General features: G+C 73.5%; 17 protein-coding genes. 8 read left to right on the top strand and 9 right to left on the bottom strand.

Annotation, left to right across the window (positions count from 1 at the left end):
* Positions 1-98 precede the first annotated feature (98 nt).
* From AB0L95_RS04520 to AB0L95_RS04505, 4 genes are all read right to left on the bottom strand, one after another.
* Positions 99-605: a hypothetical protein gene (locus tag AB0L95_RS04520; protein WP_365156811.1), complete on the bottom strand. Its 507-nt coding sequence runs from the start codon at positions 603-605 to the stop codon at positions 99-101.
* Between the two features lie 608 nt (positions 606-1213).
* Positions 1214-2137, bottom strand: a complete 924-nt coding sequence (locus tag AB0L95_RS04515; protein ID WP_365156808.1) for a hypothetical protein — start codon at positions 2135-2137, stop codon at positions 1214-1216.
* A gap of 229 nt (positions 2138-2366) precedes the next feature.
* Complete coding sequence (locus tag AB0L95_RS04510) at positions 2367-5483, bottom strand: molecular chaperone Hsp90 (protein WP_365156805.1); 3117 nt, start codon at positions 5481-5483, stop codon at positions 2367-2369.
* A gap of 301 nt (positions 5484-5784) precedes the next feature.
* The gene (locus AB0L95_RS04505) at positions 5785-6711 is read right to left on the bottom strand and encodes a DUF3027 domain-containing protein (protein ID WP_365156802.1); all 927 of its coding nucleotides are present in this window, start codon (positions 6709-6711) and stop codon (positions 5785-5787) included.
* Positions 6712-7113: 402 nt separating this feature from the next.
* On the opposite strand from AB0L95_RS04505, the gene AB0L95_RS04500 reads away from it, so the two are divergent.
* The 4 genes from AB0L95_RS04500 to AB0L95_RS04485 all read left to right on the top strand — a co-directional run bounded on the left by AB0L95_RS04500 (position 7114) and on the right by AB0L95_RS04485 (position 10655).
* The gene (locus tag AB0L95_RS04500; protein WP_365156799.1) at positions 7114-8532 is read left to right on the top strand and encodes an MFS transporter; all 1419 of its coding nucleotides are present in this window, start codon (positions 7114-7116) and stop codon (positions 8530-8532) included.
* Positions 8533-8603: 71 nt separating this feature from the next.
* Positions 8604-9065, top strand: coding sequence for a DUF2771 domain-containing protein (locus AB0L95_RS04495; RefSeq protein ID WP_365156797.1), 462 nt, complete (start codon positions 8604-8606; stop codon positions 9063-9065).
* Complete coding sequence (locus tag AB0L95_RS04490) at positions 9035-9811, top strand: futalosine hydrolase (protein ID WP_365156794.1); 777 nt, start codon at positions 9035-9037, stop codon at positions 9809-9811. The genes AB0L95_RS04495 and AB0L95_RS04490 overlap by 31 nt, the downstream gene beginning before the upstream one ends.
* Complete coding sequence (locus AB0L95_RS04485) at positions 9795-10655, top strand: 1,4-dihydroxy-6-naphthoate synthase (protein ID WP_365156791.1); 861 nt, start codon at positions 9795-9797, stop codon at positions 10653-10655. Before AB0L95_RS04490 ends, AB0L95_RS04485 begins: the two co-directional genes overlap by 17 nt.
* 28 nt (positions 10656-10683) lie before the next feature.
* On the opposite strand, the gene AB0L95_RS04480 is transcribed toward AB0L95_RS04485, so the two are convergent.
* Positions 10684-11067 (bottom strand): cold-shock protein, encoded by a 384-nt coding sequence (locus tag AB0L95_RS04480; RefSeq protein WP_365156789.1) that lies wholly within the window; start codon positions 11065-11067, stop codon positions 10684-10686.
* Between the two features lie 175 nt (positions 11068-11242).
* Here AB0L95_RS04480 and AB0L95_RS04475 point away from each other — a divergent pair, with 175 nt between their 5' ends.
* Entirely contained in the window at positions 11243-11494 is a 252-nt protein-coding gene (locus AB0L95_RS04475) for a hypothetical protein (protein ID WP_365156786.1), read from the top strand.
* A gap of 55 nt (positions 11495-11549) precedes the next feature.
* On the opposite strand, the gene AB0L95_RS04470 is transcribed toward AB0L95_RS04475, so the two are convergent.
* Entirely contained in the window at positions 11550-12167 is a 618-nt protein-coding gene (locus tag AB0L95_RS04470; protein ID WP_365156783.1) for an HAD family hydrolase, read from the bottom strand.
* A 63-nt stretch (positions 12168-12230) separates the two neighbouring features.
* Positions 12231-13265, bottom strand: a complete 1035-nt coding sequence (locus AB0L95_RS04465) for a hypothetical protein (RefSeq protein WP_365156780.1) — start codon at positions 13263-13265, stop codon at positions 12231-12233.
* 161 nt (positions 13266-13426) lie between these two features.
* On the opposite strand from AB0L95_RS04465, the gene AB0L95_RS04460 reads away from it, so the two are divergent.
* Together AB0L95_RS04460 and AB0L95_RS04455 are read left to right on the top strand one after the other, a co-directional pair.
* Complete coding sequence (locus AB0L95_RS04460; protein ID WP_365156777.1) at positions 13427-16003, top strand: helicase-associated domain-containing protein; 2577 nt, start codon at positions 13427-13429, stop codon at positions 16001-16003.
* A 67-nt stretch (positions 16004-16070) separates the two neighbouring features.
* Positions 16071-17714, top strand: a complete 1644-nt coding sequence (locus tag AB0L95_RS04455) for a DNA repair helicase XPB (RefSeq protein WP_365156774.1) — start codon at positions 16071-16073, stop codon at positions 17712-17714.
* A gap of 142 nt (positions 17715-17856) precedes the next feature.
* Here the strand turns inward: AB0L95_RS04455 and AB0L95_RS04450 are convergent, their stop codons facing one another.
* Positions 17857-18045, bottom strand: a complete 189-nt coding sequence (locus AB0L95_RS04450) for a hypothetical protein (protein WP_365156770.1) — start codon at positions 18043-18045, stop codon at positions 17857-17859.
* 445 nt (positions 18046-18490) lie between these two features.
* Here AB0L95_RS04450 and AB0L95_RS04445 point away from each other — a divergent pair, with 445 nt between their 5' ends.
* Complete coding sequence (locus AB0L95_RS04445) at positions 18491-20455, top strand: UvrD-helicase domain-containing protein (protein ID WP_365157730.1); 1965 nt, start codon at positions 18491-18493, stop codon at positions 20453-20455.
* A gap of 2 nt (positions 20456-20457) precedes the next feature.
* Here the strand turns inward: AB0L95_RS04445 and AB0L95_RS04440 are convergent, their stop codons facing one another.
* Complete coding sequence (locus AB0L95_RS04440) at positions 20458-21147, bottom strand: copper homeostasis protein CutC (protein WP_365156767.1); 690 nt, start codon at positions 21145-21147, stop codon at positions 20458-20460.
* Positions 21148-21170: the final 23 nt, after the last annotated feature.

Raw genomic sequence — 21170 nt, 5'->3', positions numbered from 1 at the left:
GCGGACGAGCGTTTTTCACTGTTCCTCGAATCACCAAGAAGTTCTGCGCGGACGGAAGAAGGGAGGGGCCTCGAAGGGCACCGGTGCGGCCGGGCGGGTCAGCCGGTCACCCGGAGCTCGACGAGCACCGACCGGGCGCCGCCGCCGGTGCCCTCGCCGACGGACTGGTATCCGTCCTTGGGCACGTTGACGGTCGTGGTGGAGCCGCCCGCCGTGAGGTCCGCGCTCACCGGGTGGTCCGCGGTCTCGACCCCGAAGACCCGGGGGAGTTCCAGGGTCAGACGGCCCGTCGTGCCGAGTGCCTTGAAGCAGTAGGTGCCCTGGCGGCCGACGGAGTCGTCCTTGACGGTGAGCACCCGGATCTGCTGGGCGGCCTGGTCGCAGTCGACCAGAAGGATGTGACCGTCACCCTTCTTGAGCTTGATGCCCTTCTCGGTGAGGATCCGGTCCGCCGAGGGGTAGTTGTAGTCCTCGACCGCGACGGGCGGCGTGTCGGAGGACGGGGGCGTGGGCGGGTCGTCGGCGGCGGCGATGGACACACCGCCCACCGTGGCGATCCCGGCCACGACTGCGGACACGACTATTTTCCGGGCGTGGAAAGGCACGCGAAAGTCCTTTCGGAAACGGGTCGTCGAAGAGTCGGACCCGCCGAGATGTAAGGAACGAAAAAGCCTGCGAAGAAGCAGAAGAGGTCAGGCGAGCGCCGGGCTGTGACAGACCGGTCCGCACTGCTGAAGACGCCTCAAGACAACCCCCGTGATTGCGTCGAAAAACCAAGGCGCCGGCGACTTGACAGACGGAAAGGCGCGAATGTTTGAAATCCCCTGGCCGAAAGCCGCCGCTGGTCAGGCGGAGACAAAGGCGGGGCATACGTTAGCCAAAGCCTCACTGTTCGTCAATACAAGACCTCTACACCCTGCTCGTCAACTCGCCACGCACCCGATGCGATCGCGCCACGGGACCGCCGCCGATACCCCGCCACAGAGGGAGCAACGAGACATTTCCCGGGAAGGGGCCGACCCTCCGTCGCATCGGCCGTAAATCGGATTCGATTGCGCTGATCTCGGGTGCTGCACCGCCCCTTTTCGATTTCGAGGAGTTCACGGCTGCGCCCTCGGGAACACGGACGGCGGGTTCGACACATGCCCGGTGCGGGAAAAACGGCCGCCCCCACCGGGAATCCGGCGGGGGCGGCCTTTGATACGGCGGAAGGTTACTTCACATCGACGAAGTCACCCGCAGCGCTGACCGCCACGGTGGTCGAGGTGCCCGCGAAGGAGTAGCGGTAGTAGCCGTCGACGGACGCCTTGACCGTGGTCTTCAGGTTGCCCGCGCTGTCCGTCTTGATGGTCTTGAGCGTGGTGTAGGTGGTGCTGCCCTTCTTGCGGAACTGCAGCTTCACCGACTGGCCCGAGAACCCGACGTACTTGTTGGCCTGCCAGTCGGCACGGGACAGCTTGCCCTTGACGGTGAGGGTCGCACCCTTCTTCACCGGCTCCGGCGACGCGTCGGCCGTCAGCGCGGAGCTGTGCTGGATCAGGGTCGTCGCGAGGCCGCCCTTCTCGGCGACGCCGACCTTGGAGATGTCCGGGTCGGTCGAGTCCAGCTGGCCGTTCCAGTCGATGGCACCGGCAGCGGCGCCCCACGAGCCCGCGTTGACGTTCTTCAGGTCCCCGTCGGCCGGGTAGATGTCGATCTTGCCCTTGCAGGCGGCGACGGTCGACGAGGTGGCGGTGCACGTGGCCGAGGCGTCGCCGAAGAGCAGGTTGTCCGGGTTGCCGTAGGAACCCTTGTAGAGGTACGGGTCCGTCTCGAAGTCCGACGAGGCGATGTTGACGTCGGAGCCGTGGGTCAGGGTGTACGAGACCGGGATGGAGACGTGGCCGCCGGTGCTCACCTTGTAGGCCTTGCCGATCTTGAAGCCGGAGAAGGTGACGTTCAGGGCGTACGGCTCGCCCGAGGTGCCGGTGTCGGCGGTGAACGCCCGCATGCCGGAGGCGGCGTGGGCGGACTGCAGGACCTTCGCGACGGCCGCGCGGTGGGCGGGGGCCGGGGCGGCGGCGTGCGCGGCCGACACGGCGAAGGCGGAGAGGGCCAGGGCGCCGGTGACGGCGGCCGCAGTGGCACGGATACGCATGACGTTCTCCAACTGGAGAAAGGGGACCGTGGGATTGACTCACGGTGGCCCCGAGTGTCTGGGGAGTCGGTTGACTCGCGTGATCAGATCCATGGCCTGAACACATGGTTGTACGTGGCTGGATCTTTTTTTCACACGCATTACCCGGCTGCTCCACACCCCTTCACATGGGGCGACGTACCGGCGGACGTCACCCCACGTGCAGGCCCCGTACGACCGCGGGCCGGGCTCAGTCGAACCAGCGGTCCCGTGCCAGCTCGTCCGTGCGCGAGGGGTCCTCCAGGAGCGCGGCGACCTCGAAGCGGCGCGGCCACTGGCCCGTCGCCCAGGCCAGGCCCGCGGCGACCCCCTCCAGGGTGGCGGCGTGCAGCACACCGTCCGAGGCCAGCCGCCAGTCCATCTCCACGCCGTCGACGACGAGTTCCTCGTGCTCCACGTACGACGCCGGGGTGGACCGCCCGAGCAGGACCCGTACGGACTCCGGGACGTCGTGCTCGGCGCCCTCGGAGGTCACCTCGCCCGTCACCGATTCGCTCAGCCGCCGCACCTGGAACAGCTCGGCGAGATCGGCGGCCCGCGTCGGGCGCACCGGCAGCAGCGGGACGCCCTCCGTGAAGGACAGCAGATCGGGCGAGTCGACGACCACCGCGTCGGCGGCGTCCACGACGCCCACCCGGCCGTCGACCACCGCACGCAGCTCCTCCGGCAGGGTCACCTGTTCCGGGTCGAGATCGGCCAGGGCCGTGTAGAGGGCGTGCAGCTGGGCCGCGGAGACGGGCCGCTCGGGGTCGGCGAGCCGGTCGAGCAGTTCGGCGGCCCCGCCCGGCTCGTCGAGCAGGGCGGCCACGGACGTCCGTACACCGAGCGCCCGCAGCACCTGCTCGTCGTCGAAACCGGTGGCGTCGGCCGCGTCGTACAGCCCGTGCAGCAGCGGGTCGCCGCCCGCGGCGCGCAGACCCGCGGGGCGGCGGCCGCCGAGCACCGGATGCCCGCGCAGCCACCAGGCCGTGTACGGCCGTACGACCTCATGGGTGCCGTCGGGCAGCAGGATCCGCACCGGCTGGGTGAGCGCGTCCCGCAGCGGGGGCTCGGACAGCAGGGCGAGGGCCCGCGGCCACTGGTCGTCGTCGACCAGGTCCAGGTCGCGAACGGCGACGATCTCGGTCGCCACCGGCGGCACGGGGGTGTCGGGGAGCCGGTCCAGGATGTCCTCGCACCACACGTCGACGGCATCGAGCAGACCGACGTCGTCCGGCTCGGCGAAGTCCCCGTCGCGGGGCTCCAGTTCGTCGGGGTCCAGGACCATGTCGGTGGCGCGGACCAGGGCGAAGTTCGCGAGCACCCCGCAGGCGGTCAGCGGCTGTTCGCCCCAGCGCTCGGACAACTCGGCGTCGACCAGCGCGAGTTCCTCCTCGCGCATGACGCTCGCGAAGGGGCTGCCGGGGAGCACGAGTTCCCCGGCGGGCGCGAGTTCGCCGTCCTCGTCGGGCAGGGCGAGGGCGCCGAGCCAGGGCTCGTCACCGGGGCCGAGCGCGGCCTCCCGGACCAGGGCGAGGACAGTGTCGGCCAGTTCCTCGGCGTCCAGGCCCTCCTGGTCCCAGCCGGGCCCCTCGTCGTCGAGGGAGGCGGCGACGGCGGCCCGCACCTGCGGAGTGGTGAGCACCGCGCGCGGGGTGGCCGGCAGGGCGCCCAGCTTCTCCAGGAGCGGATGGGCGGCCTCCGGGTGGGCGACCTTCAGGCCCAGCCGGGCCAGGGCCTCGGGCGTCACCGGCGGCCCGTCCAGGGTCGGCAGCAGCACCTGACGGGGTCCGATGGTCGTCCGGCCGTCGGCGAGCGGCACGGGCAGCCCGGTCAGCCGGTCCGGGTCGACCCCGGCCAGGCTGTCGTACAGCCGCCACCACCACTCGGGCTCCTTCTCCAGGCCCGCCAGCCGGTCCACCGCCTCGGTCAGCGGGACCCGGGCCACGCCCAGGGTCCGCAGCTCCGCACGGCGCTCCAGGCCCGCGGGCAGCAGGCTCGGCAGCACCTCGGCGAGGACCCGCACGGTCTCGGCACCGGCCCCCTCGACGATCTCCGCGTCCCGCGGCCGCAGCGCCTCGGGCAGCTCGGAGTCCTCGGCGAGGTCGTGGGCGGGCGGCAGGAACGCGGTGCGCGGCAGCCGGTCCAGGACGGCCCGGCGCAGGGCGCCGTCCAGCTCGCCCTTGCCCAACGGCCCGGGCACGAGGTCGATGACGTCGGAGGTCACCGGGCGCCAGTCGGCGAGGAGTTCGGCGTACGCGTCGGCCGCGCGCTCCACCAGGAAGTCGGTGAGCGGGCCGGGCGCGGCGTGGCGGCGGGTGGTGTCCAGCGGGAACGAGGCGATGAGCAGCGCGGGCACACCGAGCGCCTCGTCGCTGGGCGTGGGGGCGTGCACGACCGGTGCGGTACGGGGCCGGCCCGGGGCGCCGTCGTCGGCGACGGGGACGGCCCAGGTGACGGACCAGTGCGGACGCAGCCGCTCCTCGACCGGACGGTCGGCGAGGAGGTCCGCGGTGAGGGGGCCGTGCCGGGACTCGGCGCGCCAGCGGGTGGTGCCGTCGCGGGAGTCCTCGATCACGGTGTCGGTGCCGTCGGCGCGGCGGCGCAGGGTCCGTACCTCGTCGCCGATCTCGACGACGACCTCCTCCAGGCCGGGCAGGGCGAGCAGGAGGGCGTCGTCGACGGTGTGCAGCAGCCGCTCGGCCAGGTCGGCGGCGGCCGTGTCGCGCAGCGGCAGGATGACGACGGTGTCGTACGGGTCGGGAGCGCTGCCCTCGGCGGCGAACGGCAGTCGCAGCAGCGGCACATGACCGTCGCGGCGGCGGATCTCGTCCCCGAGGCCGGGACCGTGCAGGGCGGTCTCGGCGGCCAGCTCCCGGGCCTCGGCCAGGGACCAGCGGACCCCGCCGTGCCGGCCGACGACGGCGGGCTCGTCGCTGACCGCGAGGACGGCCGCGAAGCCGACGCCGAAGCGCCCGACGGCGTGCTCATGGAGGTCGCGCTTGGCGGAGGCGCGGAGGGTGGACAGCGACTCGACGCCGACCGCGTCCAGGGGGGCACCGGTGTTGGCGGCGACCAGCACGCCGTCGCGCAGGGTGAGCCGCAGCCGGCCGGGGGCCTCGGCCCTGGCCGCGGCGTCGGCGGCGTTCTGCGCGAGCTCGACGACCAGACGGTCGCGGTACCCGCCGAGTACCAGGTCCTCCTCGGCGTTGGCGTCCTCGCGGAACCGGGCCGGGCTGGTGGCCCAGGCGTCCAGCACCCCGCGCCGCAGCCGGGCCGTTCCGAACGGGTCCGCGCCTTCGGCTGCCGGCCGCACGAATACGCTCACGCTTTCACTCTCCCTCTCGCGGCGTGCCCGTGCCTGCCGCGGGACGAAAGTACCGTCTGCCGGACCGGCCGTTCCCGGGGGTGGCACTCCCAAACCTCTCGCCGCGGCCCGCACGGCCGCCTTCCGCGGTGGCCGCACGGGCCGGTCGTGGCCGGACCGGGGGCCGTCGGCAGGGCCGTCACGGCACGGCGGAAGGACCGGGCGAGAGCGGCGAAAGAGCCGTTGACAAGGGAACGAGGGTCCCGCGCGGGGCGGGCCTCGGTGGGGTCACTCCTACGGGCGGGCCCCGAGGGGGGCGCTCCTAGGAGTGCCCCAGCTCCGCCACTGCCTCGTCCGCGACCGCCGGTACCGAACCCGAGTCCGGAGAGGGACGCAGCGGGAACGGCTCCACCTTCGTCTCGTCGACCACCGGCGGGGGCGGCTGCGGAGCCTTCGGCATGATCGCCGCCTCCGAGTGGCCGCCGCAGCCGTAGGCGAGGGAGACCACATGGCCGTCGGCCGGGGAGAACTCGTTCGCGCACACGCCGAAGGCCTGCCCGAGCGAGCCCCCGAGCGTCACCAGGAAGCCACAGCTGACACAGGAGGCCGGCGCCGCCTGCGCCATCGGCGTCTTCGGGCCGAACGCCTCCTCCCAGCGGTCGGCGGCGACGTGCAGTCCGTAGCGTGACAGAACCCGGGCGCGGCGCATGCCCAGTTCCTCCGCGACCGCGGCGATCGAGCCGCGCGAGGGCGCCATCGGCAGGTTCGCGGGAACGCCCGCGGTCACCTCCACGTCCTCCGCCTCGACCAGCTCCGCCATCTCGCCGGAGACCGGGGAGTTCGGCGGCGGCTCCTCCTCGCCCGAGAAGCCGGGCTCCAGGCGCAGGTCCTCGGCGTCCGTCGGCAGCAGGTCGCCGGGGCCCATGTCGCCGGGGCGCAGCCGCTCGCTCCACGGCACCCACTCCGGCGCGAGCAGCGCGTCGGGGCCGGGCAGCAGCACCGTCTCGTCGAGCGTGACGATCTTCGCGCGGGACGCCCGTGCGACGGTCACCGCCCAGCGCCAGCCCCGGTACCCCAGCTCCTTGCACTCGAAAAAGTGAGTGACAACGCGATCGCCCTCGGCCACCATCCCGGTGTGCTCGCCGACGACGCCGGGCGCGGCGACCTCCTCGGCGGCGGCGCGGGCGAGGTCGACGGCCTCGGCGCACAGGCGGTCGGGGGTGCGGCTTCGCGTTGTCGCTGCGCTCACAGGTATCGCTTCTCTCCTACGCCGTCTCACGGGTGCGCCCTTCCCGGCTGCGGGTGCGGACGGAGCGGACCGGAGGACCGCGTCGACGTCCGCGCCCGATCGCGCTCGGGCGCACCTACCCCATCCATTCTGCGGGATGGATGAGAGGCGCGCGGCCGAGAACAATCGCCACGGCGCGCTACGCACGCTACCCCCTCTACGCCCCTGGGCCCACACCGAGTGGCTGCGCTTTCCCGGAGCCGGGCCCTCCGAGCCGGTCCGGTACGGCGTCGGACGGTGTCCGGAGCGTCCGGCGCGCGCGGCCGGTCGCGCACCCCCGCGCCCGTCCCGTGCGGGACACCACACGCCCCGATCCGCGCGGTAACCGCACTACCCCCGGCCTTCTCGGGGCACTATGACGGGGTGGCAGCCGCGAGGTCGTCCCACGGAGCCGCCGGGGTGGGCGGGGTCGAAGGACGCAGCCGGGGTGGCGGTTCGGGCCGGTTCGGCGGTTCCGTCCGCGCGGTCGGCCGTGCCCTGCACCTCCCTGTGACCGGCACCGCCCGCGGCATCCGCAAGGTGACCCATGCGCACGGCGCCGGGGAGTCCGGCCTCGGCAAACTGATCGAACTGCACGCCGTGAACGGCGCCGGCGACGTCATGGTCACCGTCGCCCTCGCCTCCACCGTCTTCTTCTCCGTGCCGACCGACGAGGCCCGCGGGCGCGTCGCCCTGTACCTCGCCATCACGATGGCGCCGTTCACGGTCCTCGCCCCCGTGATCGGCCCGCTCCTGGACCGGCTGCCGCACGGCCGCAGGGCCGCGATGGCCGGCGCGATGCTCGCCCGGGCCCTGCTCGCGCTGATCATCTCCGGGGCGGTCGCGAGCGGAAGCCTGGAGCTGTACCCGGCGGCGCTCGGCGTCCTCGTGGCCTCCAAGGCGTACGGCGTGGTCCGCAGCGCCGTGGTGCCCCGGCTGCTGCCGCCCGGCTTCTCGTTGGTGAAGGCCAACTCCCGGGTCACCCTCGGCGGCCTTCTCGCCACCGGCGTGGCCGCCCCCATCGGGGCGGGCCTGCACACCGTAGGACCGGCGTGGCCGCTGTACGGGGCCTTCGTGATCTTCGTCGCGGGGACGTTTCTGTCGTTCTCGCTGCCCCCGAAGGTCGACTCCGCCAAGGGCGAGGACATCGCACTGCTCGCCGCGGACGCCGAACACCTGCACGGGCCGCGCCGCGGGACGACCGGGCGCCGCCCCGGGCTGCGCACGGTCGGGCCCGCCGTCACCCACGCCCTGGCCGCCAACGCCGCCCTGCGCTGTCTGTCCGGCTTCCTGATCTTCTTCCTCGCCTTCCTGCTGCGCGAGCACCCGCTCACCGGGGAGAGCGCCGCGGTGTCGCTCGGGATAGTCGGCGTCGCGGCGGGCGCGGGCAACGCGCTGGGCACGGCGGTCGGCTCCTGGCTGAGATCCCGCGCACCGGAAGTGATCATCGTGACGGTCGTGGCGATCGTGCTGGGCACGGCCGTCACCGCGGCGGCCTTCTTCGGCGCGTTCCTGGTGGCGTGTCTGGCGGCGGTCGCCGGGTTCGCGCAGGCGCTCGCCAAGCTGTCGCTGGACGCGCTGATCCAGCGGGACGTGCCGGAGCTGGTGCGGACCTCGGCGTTCGCGCGCTCGGAGACGCTGCTCCAGGTGGCCTGGGTGCTGGGCGGCGCGATCGGCATCGTGCTGCCGCTGAACGGGGTGCTGGGGCTCGCGGTGGGCGCCGCTCTCGTCGCCGTGGGCTGGCTGACGACCGTACGGGGCCTGCTCGCCTCGGCCCGCCGCGGCACCCGCACAGGCACCTGATCGCACGAGTACGCGGCACGTCGCGCACCCCACGTGGGGAGGGGACCGGACGTGCCCGATAGCCTTCGGCCATGACCGCACTGCGTTCCCGTCGCGCCGTAGCCGCTCTCGGCGCCGTTTCCGCCGGACTTCTCCTGCTGTCCGCCTGTAACAAGCCGACGCCGCTCGCGACCGTCACGGTTGGCACGGACTCGGTGAACTCCCAGACCGACTGCTACAACGACGGCAAGGAAGTCGCGGCCGCGGATCTGGCGAACTGCCTGAAGTCCAAGGACATCAAGACGATCAGCGTCGACCCCGATGCGACGGTCCGCTTCGGCGTGGACCCGGCCATCGCGGACAACGGCTGGACGATCCTCATGAACGGCCAGCCGCTGACCGACTCCAGCAAGAAGACGTACCGCACGATCCCGGGCAGCGTGTTCTTCAACGCGCAGTACGGCGCGAGCGGCAGCTCCACCCTCGTCTCCATCAAGGAGGGCGAGAACAAGGTGACCGGTCTGTGGTCCTTCAAGCTCAAGAAGGAATCCTGACCACGTCGTCCGTCGAGGCGTCCCCCGCTCGCGGGGGCGGCATCCTGGTGGCCACCGCGGTCCCGGCCGAACGGGACGCGGTGGCCAGGGCGTTTCCTGGACCGGTGACCGAGGTGCCGCTGCCCGCGGCCGGCCTGCACCGGACCGGGGCCCTGGACCTCCTCGCCGTCGGGGTCGGCCCCGCCCTCGCCGCCGCCTCCACCGCCTCCGCGCTGACCGCCGCCGCCCTCGCGGGCGCCCCCTACGCCCTCGTGGTCAGCGCCGGCATCGCGGGCGGCTTCGCGCCGGACGCCCCCCTCGGCGCGCTCGTCGTCGCCGACGACATCGTGGCCGCCGACCTCGGTGCCGAGACCCCGGACGGTTTCCTCCCGGCCACCGACCTCGGGTTCGGGACCGTCAGCCACCGGCCGCCCGCATCACTCGTACGAGAACTCGCGGCCGCCTCCGGTGCACTCACCGGCACCGTCCTCACCGTCTCGACCGTCACCGGTAGCGCCCGGCGCGCCGCGGAGCTGCGCGCCCGGCATCCGTACGCCCTCGCCGAGGCGATGGAGGGCTTCGGCGTCGCGGAGGCGGCCGCCGCGCACGGCACGCCCGTCGTGGAGATCCGGGCCGTCTCCAACCCCGTCGGCCCCCGCGACCGCGCCGCCTGGCGCGTCGGCGACGCCCTCGCGGCCCTCACGGATGGGTTCGGGAAGTTCGCGTACGTACTCGAGAGTTGGACACAGCATGACCGCACCCACTGAGTCCCGGCCCCTGCAGATCGCCTACTCCCCCTGCCCGAACGACACCTTCGTCTTCGAGGCATGGGCCCACGGCCGCGTTCCCGGCGCACCGGCACTCGACGTCACCTTCGCCGACATCGACATCACCAACGGCATGGCCGAGCGCGGTGAGTTCGATGTGCTGAAGGTGTCGTACGCCGTGCTGCCGTACGTCCTGGACGAGTACGCGCTGCTGCCGTGCGGAGGCGCGCTGGGCCGGGGCTGCGGGCCGCTGGTGCTCACGCGGGAGCCGCAGGCCCCGCTCACCGGCCGGACGGTGGCCGTGCCGAGCGAGACGTCGACGGCGTATCTGCTCTTCCGTCTGTGGGCCGCGGACACCGTGCCGGGCGGCGTCGGCGAGATCGTCGTCATGCCGTTCCACGAGATCATGCCGGCCGTGCGGGACGGCAAGGTCGACGCCGGGCTCGTGATCCACGAGGCCCGGTTCACCTACCAGAACTACGGGCTGCACAAACTCGCCGACATGGGCGAGCACTGGGAGGCCACGACCGGTCTGCCGATCCCGCTGGGCGCGATCATCGCCAGGCGCTCGCTGGGCGAGGCCACGCTGAAGCTGCTCGCCGAGTCCGCCCGGGCCTCCGTACGGGCGGCCTGGGACGACCCCGAGGCCTCCCGCGCCTATGTCATGGAGCACGCGCAGGAGATGGATCCGGCGGTGGCGGACGCGCATATCGGGCTGTACGTCAACGAGTTCACCGCAGACCTGGGCGAAGACGGCTACGCCGCGGTCCGGGGCCTGCTCACGCGCGCGGCGGCCGAAGGGCTGGTGCCGCCCCTCGGCCCGAACGCACTGGCGTTCCCCTGACGGGGATCCCGGACCGGCTCGCGCGCGGTCAGACGTCCAGCTGGTCGGCGACCGCGCGCAACAGGCCCGCGATCTTCTTGCCGGAGGTCTTCTCGGGGTAGCGGCCCTTCTCCAGCATCGGAGTGATGTTCTCCAGAAGCGTCGTCAGGTCCTGGACGATGGACGCCAGTTCGTCCGGCTTCTTGCGCTGGGCGGCCGCGACGGAGGGGGCCGGCTCCAAAAGGGTGACGGACAGCGCCTGGTCACCGCGCTGACCGGCGACCACCCCGAACTCCACGCGCTGTCCCGGCTTCAGGGAATCGACTCCGGCGGGGAGAACCGAGGAGTGGACGAAGACGTCGCCGCCGTCGTCGCGGGAGAGAAAGCCGAAGCCCTTCTCGCTGTTGAACCACTTGACCTTGCCGGTAGGCACGTCTGTCCTCGTCCTCGTACTCGTCGGAAACTGCGTCTGCAAAGTATTTCGGGAAACCGCTCTGGAGAGCACTGCAGCGGGTCCCCCGGACCCGCCGGTACCAAGGCTAATGGTCCAGGGGCCGGTGACAAGACGTCGCCGAGTCGTTCCTCGCGACGGGAACTACCCTGGTCCAGTGCGTGACGAAACCCAAGCGAATTCCGCCGCCGCCGGCGACCGGCTGATCCGTGCCGGTGCGATCGTCTTTTTCGTCGGAGCGGTGGCCACTTTGGTCACCGTGGCCCCGTTCCTGCTCGGGACGAAGCCCTTCCCGACGTACCTGTACGGCCTGAGCATGCTCATGGGCGTCGGCTTCCTGATGGCCGGCGCCGGTCTGCTGCGCTCGATCGCGCAGGGCCGCAGACGAGCCCGCGAGGCACGCTCCTGACGGCCCGGCGCGGACGGCCGCCCGCCGGGCGGGGACACGCGTGCGACGAGGGGCCCTACCGGGCCGCGTACGCCGTCAGCCAGGCGGGGAACTCGGTCAGGTCGGCGAGGACGACGTCCGCGCCCGCCGCCCGCAGTTCCTCGGCGGGGCAGGGGCCGGTGGCCACGGCGACGGAGTACGCACGGGCTTTGCGGGCGCCGCGCACGTCTCCGACATGGTCGCCGACGTAGACGCCCGCCCCGTGCTCCAGGAGCGCCTCCGCCTTCTGCTCCGCCCACAGGTCGCCGATCACCTCGTCGGGCTCGATCCCGAGGTGCTCCAGGTGCAGCTTGGCGTTGGGCTCGTACTTGGCGGTGACGACGATCGCGCGCCCGCCGGCCGCCCGCACGGCCTCGATCGCCTCACGAGCGCCGGGCAGGGCGGGCGTCGCGGCGATCGCGATGGCGGGGTACATCGCGCGGTAGAGATCGGCCATCTCCTCGATCCGCTCCGCCGGGAACCAGTTGACCAGTTCGTCCACCAGCGGGGGGCCGAGCCGGGTGATCGCGAGGTCGGCGTCGATGTACGTTCCCGTCCGCGCCGACAGCTCCCGGTAGCAGGCGTGGATCCCGGGGCGGGAGTCGATCAGGGTCATGTCGAGGTCGAAACCGACGGTGAGGGCGCGAGACGTCATGGGGGCCATTGTCCCAGCGCCGTGGGCGGGCACCGGCGGCGGCTCCGCCCGCGGGACCCTGCCTCACTTCTGCCGCTGCGACCGCCACACCAGATAAAGGGCCGAGGCGACGGCCGCTCCCCGCACCACCCAGGGCCAGGTCTGGGCGACGGCGTCGTTCATGTGCCCCTGGGCGATCGGATCGCCCCAGCGGCCACTGGCGCGGCCCCAGAGCCAGACGATCCCCGAGGCCGCGGCGAGGCCGGGCAGGCCCATGACCGCCCACTTGGACTCGGCGGCGGTCAGCCGCCGCGAGCCCCAGGCGATCAGCCAGCCGAGACCGAGGGCGAGCCAATTGCCGAGCACGGCCCCGGCCGCGAGTAGTCCGGCGGCCAGGAGCAGCAGCGGGTTGCTCCGGGCGGTCAGCAGGGGCAGCCGGCGGCGGGCAGCGGCACCCTTCTTGGCGGCGGGGGCGGCCTCGACGACGGGTTCCCCCGCGGCCGGCACCTTCGCCCGCGGGCCCTCGGCGGCCGGCTCCCGGCCGCTGTCCGGCTTCGGCGGACCGCCCGGCGCGGGCGGCGGCTTGAGCAGTTCGGGGATCTCCACCCCGCCCGTGAACCCCGGCACGGGGTCGCCGAGCGCGAACCCGCCGCCGGGGGCGCCGTCCACCCGCCACCAGTCGGGCCGGGTGGCGCTGTCCCCCAGCTCGTCCGCACCGGCCAGATGAGGCGGCGAGGCGGCGCTGCGGGACGGGCCCGCGGGGTCGGGCTCGGCAGGGCGGGGGCGGGGCACGACACGGCGCAGACCCCGGGGGCGGTCGGGGTCCTCGAAGCCCTTCGTCCGCTGTGTGGGGACGGCCGCGGGACGGCTCGCGACGGCACCGCCCGAGGTGTCCTCGGACGCGGCGGTCACGACCTCGTCGGGGGTGCCCAGCCGGGCGAGGATGCGCCGGACGGCGGCCGGGCTGTCGACCGGGGACTTCGCCCGCCGCCGGTCGATCTCCTCGCGCAGCCCGGTCACGAGCCGCATCCGCGCGGCGGACGGCAGCTGGCGCTGCTGGGCCACGTCGCCGACCCGGCTCAGATAGTCGAAGACGATGTGGTCGCTCTCGATCCCCACGAAGCCCCTCCGGGGTGGGCCGCTGTCGGTACGTACCGTATCCCGGCGGAAGCTTCCCGTGAGCTGTGCCCGGGCCTCCCGTCGGCCCCGACGACCTTGTCGCCCCGGTCCTCAGGTGCCGGACGGGCCCGGAACGCGGGTCACCCGCTACGGTTGACCGGATGACCCCCGAGCAGCGCTCACGCAAGGAGGCCGCGGGCACCGGCGCCGTCGCGCCCCGCTCACTGGCCGAATCCCTGCGTGCGCGGGACGACGCCTCCCTGTCCGCCCTCCTACGCGCCCGCCCGGACCTCATCACCCCCGTCCCCACCGACCTCACCCAGCTCGCCACCCGCGCCGCCACCCGGGCGAGCGTCGTGCGCGCGCTGGAGCGCCTCGACCGGTTCGCCCTGCAGACGGCGGAGGCCCTGGCCGTGGCCCCGGACCCGGCGTCGTACGGCGAACTGCTGGCCCTGATGGCCTCGGACGGCGGCGCCGAGGCCGACCCGCTCGTCGCCGAGGCCCTCCCCCGCGCCCTCGCCACCCTGCGCGAACAGGCCCTCGCCTGGGGACCCGACGACCGCCTGCGCCTGGTGCGCACGGCCCGGGAGCTGCTCTCCCCGTCCCCGCAGCACCCCTCGCCCACCGGTCTCGGGCCGACCGTCGCCGAGGCCGCCTCCGGGATGTCCCCGGGCCGGATCCAGCAGATCCTGACCGCCACCGGGCTGCCCAGCACCCATGACGCCGTGTCCGCGACGGACTCCCTGAGCGCCCTGTTCACCGACCGCGTCCGGATGGCCGCGCTCCTCGCCACCGCCCCCGCCGAGTCCCTTGAGGTGCTGACCCGCCTGGTGTGGGGGCCGCCGTACGGCCAGGTCACCGCGGATCCCGCGCCACGGCTGCGCTGGCTGCTCGACCGCGGGCTGCTGCTGCCGACCGCCCCCGGGACCGTCGTCCTGCCCCGGGAGGCGGCCCTGCATCTGCGGTCCGGCCGCGCGCACCGGCACACCGAGCCGCTGCCGCCCGCCCTCGCGACCGCCGCCACCCACCGTCCGCAGATGGTGGACGCGACGGCGGCCGGTCAGGCGTACACCGCGCTCGCGACCGTCGAAGAACTGCTGAAGGACTGGGACGAGGGCGGCCCGGCGGTGCTGCGTGCGGGCGGCCTGAGCGTGCGCGACCTGAAGCGGACCGCGGTGGCGCTCGACGTGCCCGAGCCCATGGCCGCCTTCTGGGTCGAACTCGCCTACGCGGCGGGACTGCTGGCCTCCGACGGCGAGGCCGACGAGCGGTACGCGGCCACCCCGGCGTACGACGAGTGGCTCGAACTGCCCGCCGCCGAGCGGTGGACCCGGCTGGCCACGGCCTGGCTGGCGGCGACCCGCGCCCCGGGCCTGGTCGGCGGCCGGGACGCGAAGGACCGCGCGCTGTCCACGCTCGGCCCCGGCCTCGACCGCTCGCCCGCCCCCGAGGTCCGCCACCGGGTGCTGACCCTGCTCGCGGGCCTGCCCGAGGGCGCCGCGGCCGCCCCCGACTCGGTCCTCGCCCGGCTCCGCTGGGAGCGCCCGCTGCGCGGCGGCCAGCCCACGGCGGAGGACCTGCGCGGGCGCCTGGCCGAGTGGGCGCTGTCGGAGGCGGAGCTGCTGGGCGTCACGGGCCGCGGCGCCCTGTCCGCCCACGGCCGCGCGCTGCTCGGGGAGGCCGGGGAGCACGCGCCCGCCGCCGAGCCGGCGGGCCCCGGCGACAAGCTCCCGGTGCACCACCGGCACCATCGCGCCGCGCTCCGCGAGCCCCTCACGGCGGCCGAGCGGGCGGCGGCGGCCGACCGCGCCGCGGCGCTGCTCGCCCCGCTGCTGCCCGAACCCCTGGATCATGTGCTGCTCCAGGCGGACCTGACGGCGGTGGCCCCCGGCCCGCTTCAGCGGCCGCTGGCCGACATGCTCGGAGTGCTCGCGGACGTCGAGTCGAAGGGCGGCGCGACGGTCTACCGCTTCACGCCGGCCTCCGTGCGCCGCGCCCTGGACGCGGGGCGCAGCGCGAGCGATCTGCACGCGTTCCTCACCGCGCACTCCCGCACCCCGGTGCCACAGCCGCTCGCCTATCTGATCGACGACATGGCGCGCAGGCACGGGCATCTGCGCGTCGGGGCGGCCTCGGCGTATGTGCGCTGCGACGACGACAGCGCGCTGAACGAGATCCTCGCCGACAAGCGCTCCGCCTCGCTGCGCCTGCGCCGGCTGGCCCCGACGGTGCTCGCCGCGGGGGCCGACCCGGCGACCCTCCTGGAGGGGCTGCGCGCCATGGGCTTCGCCCCGGCCGCGGAGTCCGCGGAGGGCGATGTCCTGATCACCCGGGCCCATGCCCACCGCACCCCGCCCCGCACCGCGCCGGAGCCGGTCCCGGACGGGCCGCCGACGCCCGACGCGACGCTGCTGACCGCGGCGCTGCGCGCCGTCCGGGCCGGCGACCTGGCCTCGACGGCACCCCGCAAGCCCGGCCCGGAGCCCGCCGCCGACGGCGACCTGCCGCGCACCACCTCCGCCGAGACCCTCGCCACCATGCAGGCCGCCGTCCTCACCGGCACCGCCCTGTGGATCGGCTATGTCAACGCCGAGGGCACCGCCTCCCAGCGCGTCATCGCCCCCCTGCGGGTCGAGGGCGGCTTCGTCACCGCGTACGACCACACGGCGGACGAGGTCCGCACCTATCCGCTGCACCGCGTCACGGGAGTGGCCGAGCTGGCGGACGACCAGCTGTGATCACCCCCGGATGAGGCACACTGGACGTTTGGCCGGACGTATCGGCCAGACGGAAAGGGTGCCGCGCGTGAATGGTCCGCTCATCGTTCAGTCCGACAAGACCCTGCTTCTCGAAGTCGATCACGAGCAGGCCGACGAGTGCCGTCGCGCCATCGCCCCGTTCGCCGAGCTGGAGCGGGCGCCCGAGCACATCCACACCTACCGGGTGACCCCGCTCGGCCTGTGGAACGCCCGGGCCGCCGGGCACGACGCCGAGCAGGTCGTCGACGCCCTCGTGCAGTACAGCCGCTATCCGGTGCCGCACGCCCTGCTCGTCGACATCGCCGAGACCATGGACCGGTACGGGCGGCTGACCCTCACCAAGCACCCCGCCCACGGACTGGTCCTGACGAGCACCGACCGGCCCGTCCTGGAGGAGGTGCTGCGGTCCAAGCGCATCGCCCCGCTGGTCGGGACCCGGATCGACGACGACACCGTCGCCGTGCATCCCTCCGAGCGCGGACAGATCAAGCAGACGCTGCTCAAGCTGGGCTGGCCCGCCGAGGACCTCGCGGGCTACGTCGACGGCGAGGCGCACCCCATCGAGCTGGCCGAGGACGGATGGGCGCTCAGGCCCTACCAGAGGCAGGCCGTGGAGAACTTCTGGCACGGCGGCAGCGGGGTCGTCGTGCTGCCCTGCGGCGCCGGCAAGACCCTGGTCGGCGCCGGGTCCATGGCCCAGGCCAAGGCCACCACCCTGATCCTGGTCACCAACACCGTCTCCGCCCGGCAGTGGAAGCACGAGCTGGTGAAGCGGACCTCGCTCACCGAGGACGAGATCGGCGAGTACTCCGGTACGCGCAAGGAGATCCGGCCGGTCACCATCGCCACGTACCAGGTGCTCACCACCAAGCGGAAGGGTGTCTACCCGCATCTGGAGCTGTTCGACTCCCGCGACTGGGGACTCATCGTCTACGACGAGGTGCATCTGCTGCCCGCGCCGGTCTTCAAGTTCACGGCGGACCTCCAGGCGCGCCGGCGGCTCGGACTGACCGCGACGCTGGTGCGCGAGGACGGCCGCGAGTCGGACGTGTTCTCCCTCATCGGCCCCAAGCGCTTCGACGCTCCCTGGAAGGAGATCGAGGCCCAGGGCTATATCGCGCCCGCCGACTGCGTGGAGGTGCGGGTCAACCTCACCGACTCCGAGCGGCTCGCGTACGCCACGGCCGAGACCGAGGAGAAGTACCGGTTCTGCGCCACCACCGACACCAAGCGGAAGGTGACGGAGGCGCTGGTGCGGCGCTTCGCGGGACAGCAGATCCTGGTCATCGGCCAGTACATCGACCAGCTGGACGAGCTGGGCGAGCATCTGGCCGCGCCCGTCATCAAGGGCGAGACCTCCAACGCTCAGCGCGAGAAGCTCTTCGACGCCTTCCGCGAGGGCGAGATCAACGTGCTGGTCGTCTCCAAGGTCGCGAACTTCTCCATCGACCTGCCGGAGGCGACGGTCGCCATCCAGGTGTCGGGGACGTTCGGGTCGCGGCAGGAGGAGGCCCAGCGGCTGGGCCGGGTGCTGCGCCCGAAGGCCGACGGACACCAGGCGCACTTCTACTCGGTGGTCGCCCGCGACACCATCGACCAGGACTTCGCCGCCCACCGCCAGCGCTTCCTGGCGGAACAGGGCTATGCGTACCGGATCATGGACGCGGACGAACTGCTGACCGAGAGCTGAGGGTCACGGACCCGAAGCCCGAAAGGGCGGGTCACAGCAGGCGTACGAGGGGACACGGTCCGTCACGGTGCGGGCCGGGGCCCTTGCGTCCGGGCGGCCGAGCCCGGCTGGGGCGGGTGGGGAAGCGCCCGGCGAGCCGCCGTCACCGGCGGCTGCGGACGCCCGCCTCTTCCCCGTACTCGCCGAGGAGGACCACGTCGATCGCGGCACCCAGGAACACCTTGGCGGCGCGCAGAGCGTCCCCGAGGCGATGACGCTGGTGCTTGCCCTCAAGGGCGGTGGCACCGGTCGGCGGGCCGTGCCGGGCGGGTGTGAAACTCACTGCGCTCATGTCTCCATGGTGGAACCGCCGGCCCCGAATGGCGTCGGACCAAGGACGTAACCTGCGCGGCTCTCCCGTACCCCTTCCGGCGGCCCGGTGTCGTACCCCGGAGGGACCTCGCCCCCTAGGGGCCCCTAGGGGGACACGGGCCGTCCGTCACCGGGGCGCCGGTCGTGCGCGGCCCCCGGCACCGGAAAATCCGTTGGCCGCCGCGGACTCCGTCACCTAAAATCTCCTCTCTTGCCCGCCTCCCTTCACGGAGAGCCGTCGTCCGGACGGAAACCGGACGGCACCACCGCCACCTGTCCTCGCGACGAAGCCACCGCCCCGGAGGCAGCTTTCCGTGTCCGCCCCGTCAGCCCCCGACCCCCGCCCCGGCCTCTCCGACACCGACACCGACCCCCTCTCTCGCGAACGCTCCCATCTCGCCGCCTCCCGGGCCGCGCTGCGCGCGATGCGCGAGGACGCGGAGAACCTCGACATCAGCGATGTCACCGCGAACTGGGTCAACGCCGCGGTGCTCGCCCGTCAGATCGACGAGCGCATCAAGGCCCTCGCCGACCTCAGCCACACCCCTCTGTTCTTCGGCCGCCTCGACTATCTGCACGCTCCCGGGGCCGACCAGGCGGAGGGGGCCGAGGGCGAGCGGTTCTACATCGGGCGTCGGCATGTGCACGACGCCGACGGCGACCCGATGGTGATCGACTGGCGCGCGCCCGTCTCCCAGCCGTTCTACCGGGCATCCAAGAAGGACCCGATGGACATCGGGCTGCGCCGTCGCTTCGGCTACACCGGCGGCGGCCTGACCGCGTACGAGGACGAGCACCTGTCCGACCCCGCCGAGACCGCCGCCGTAGGCAAGCTGCTCCAGCAGGAGATCGAGCGCCCGCGCGTCGGCCCGATGCGCGACATCGTGGCCACGATCCAGCCCGAGCAGGACGAGATCGTGCGGTCCGGGCTGTCGGGCACGGTCTGCGTGCAGGGCGGCCCCGGCACCGGGAAGACGGCCGTCGGCCTGCACCGGGTCGCCTATCTCCTCTACGCCCACCGCGAGCGGCTCGCCCGCACCGGCACCCTCGTCATCGGACCGAACGCGTCCTTCCTGCACTACATCGAGCAGGTGCTGCCCGCGCTCGGCGAGCTGGAGGTGAGGCAGGCGACGGTGGACGACCTCGTGGCGCATGTCGAGGTCCGGGGGACGGACGCGGCGGCCGCCGCCGTCGTCAAGGGCGACGCACGCATGGCGGAAGTGCTCCGGCGGGCCGTCCGCGCGCAGGTGACGCTGCCCACCGAGCCCGTCGTGGTGGTGCGCGGCTCCCGGCGCTGGCGCGTACCCGCGTACGAACTGGAGGAGATCGTGCGGGAGTTGCTCGACCGGGACATCCGCTACGGCGCCGCCCGCGAGGCCCTGCCGCAGCGGATCGCGCACGCCGTGCTGGTTCAGATGGAGCGGGCCGGGGAGGCGCCGGACGACCGTGTGCAGGACGCCGTGGCCCGCAACACCGCCGTGAAGGCGGCGGTCAAGGCGATCTGGCCGCCGGTCGACCCGGCCAGGCTGGTCCTGCGGCTGCTCACTGACGCCGAGTTCCTCGCCGAGCACGCGGCGGGGCTGCTCGACGAGGACGAGCAGAAGGAGATCCTCTGGGCGAAGCCGGTGCGCTCGGTGAAGTCCGCCCGCTGGTCGCCCGCGGACGCCGTGCTGATCGACGAGGCCACCGATCTGGTCCAGCGCACGCACTCGCTCGGGCATGTCGTGCTCGACGAGGCGCAGGACCTCTCCCCGATGCAGTACCGGGCGGTCGGCCGACGCTGCACCACCGGTTCGGCGACCGTGCTCGGCGACCTCGCCCAGGGCACCACGCCCTGGGCGACGCGCAGTTGGGAGGAGGCACTCGCGCACCTGGGCAAGCAGGACGCGCTGATCGAGGAACTGACGGCCGGTTTCCGTGTGCCGACGGACGTGATCACCTACGCCTCCCGGCTGCTGCCGCACATCGCGCCCGGGCTCACGCCGGTGGCGTCGGTCCGGGAGAACCCGGGGTCCTTCGAGGTGCGCCCGGTCACGGACACCGCCGATGTGGTGGCCGCCTGCGCGCAGTCGCTGCGCCACGAGGGCTCGACCGGCCTGATCGCGGCCGACGCCCGGGTCCCCGCGCTCGCCGAGGCGCTCACCGCCGCGGGCATCGGCTACCTCGGCCCCGGCGAGGAGACGACCGAGGAGACCCGGCTGACCCTGGTCCCGGCATCCCTCGCGAAGGGCCTGGAGTACGACTACGTGGTCCTCGACGAGCCGCAGGCGGTCGTCGACGGCGAGCCGGACGAACGAACGGGCCTGCGCCGCCTGTATGTGGCCCTCACCCGTGCCGTCTCAGGCCTGATCATGACCCACACGGCCCCGCTGCCGCCCGAACTCGGCTGAGATCAGCCGTCGAGGGCCGTGCGCCACTCCCGTACCGCCTGCGCGGAGACCGGCCCGGTCCAGCCGGCCGGGCGGGCCGCGCCGCCGATGTGGAAGGCGTCCACGCCGGCGGCGCGCAGCCGCGGGACGTGGTCGAGGCGGAGGCCGCCGCCGACCATGAGCCGCTGGGTGTAGCCGGGCTCGCCGTGCCGGGCGGCCTCGGTGAGGAGGGTGGGCAGGCCGTCGTCCACACCGTCGGACGAGCCCGCGGTGAGGTAGGTGTCCAGGCCTGGCAGATCGGCGAGCTGCTTGCGCAGGGCGTCCCGGTCGGCGGCGTGGTCGATCGCGCGGTGGAAGGTCCAGCGGCAGCCGTCCAGCTCCGCGAGCAGCCGCTCCACGCACCCCAGGTCGGGCCCGCCGTCCTCGTCGAGGAACCCGAACACGAACTCGTCGGCACCGGCCGCGCGCAGCTCGCACACGGCACGGACGAGCGCCCCGGCGTCACCGGCCGCGAACCCGTCCCGCTTCCGGAGCATCACGCGCAGCGGGATGTCGACGGCGTCGCGGATCCCGGCGAAGGCCGCGACCGGCGGGGTGAGCCCGTCGGCGGCCATGTCGGTGGCCAGTTCGAGGCGGTCCGCGCCTCCGGCCTGGGCGGCGACCGCGTCCTCGGGGACGAGGGCGATCACCTCCAGGACTGCACGCGAGCTCATAGGACCCCTTCCGTTGGTGTTCC

Source organism: Streptomyces sp. NPDC052036 (assembly GCF_040680495.1).
Taxonomy (GTDB): domain Bacteria; phylum Actinomycetota; class Actinomycetes; order Streptomycetales; family Streptomycetaceae; genus Streptomyces.
This window is presented reverse-complemented; position numbering and strand designations above follow the sequence as displayed.